Below are 547 nucleotides of genomic sequence, written 5' to 3' on the forward strand. Positions count from 1 at the left end.
TAACCTTGCGGCCGTACTCCCCAGGCGGTCAACTTAGTGCGTTAGCTGCGCCACACACGGACCTAGGACACAAACGGCTAGTTGACATCGTTTACGGCGTGGACTACCAGGGTATCTAATCCTGTTCGCTCCCCACGCTTTCGTTCCTCAGCGTCAGTATCTGTCCAGGTGGCCGCCTTCGCCACTGATATTCCTCCCGATCTCTACGCATTTCACCGCTACACTGGAAATTCCACTTTCCTCTCCTGCACTCTAGCCTGACAGTTTCAAATGCACTTCCCCGGTTGAGCCGAGGACTTTCACATCTGACTTATCAGGCCGCCTACACGCCCTTTACGCCCAGTAATTCCGAACAACGCTTGCACCCTCTGTATTACCGCGGCTGCTGGCACAGAGTTAGCCGGTGCTTCCTTTGAAGGTACCGTCAAACGCACGAAGTATTAATCCGCACGCATTTCTTTCCTTCCGACAGGGCTTTACGACCCGAAGGCCTTCATCACCCACGCGGCATGGCTGGATCAGGCTTGCGCCCATTGTCCAAAATTCC

At 54.7% G+C, this 547-nt stretch carries 1 rRNA gene; it reads right to left on the reverse strand.

The window, feature by feature from the left end:
• Positions 1-547: ribosomal RNA gene (locus J1W56_RS25810) — 16S ribosomal RNA — on the reverse strand; the annotation flags it as partial.

It is taken from the genome of Phyllobacterium calauticae, from assembly GCF_019991125.1.
GTDB classification, from domain to species: domain Bacteria; phylum Pseudomonadota; class Alphaproteobacteria; order Rhizobiales; family Rhizobiaceae; genus Phyllobacterium; species Phyllobacterium calauticae.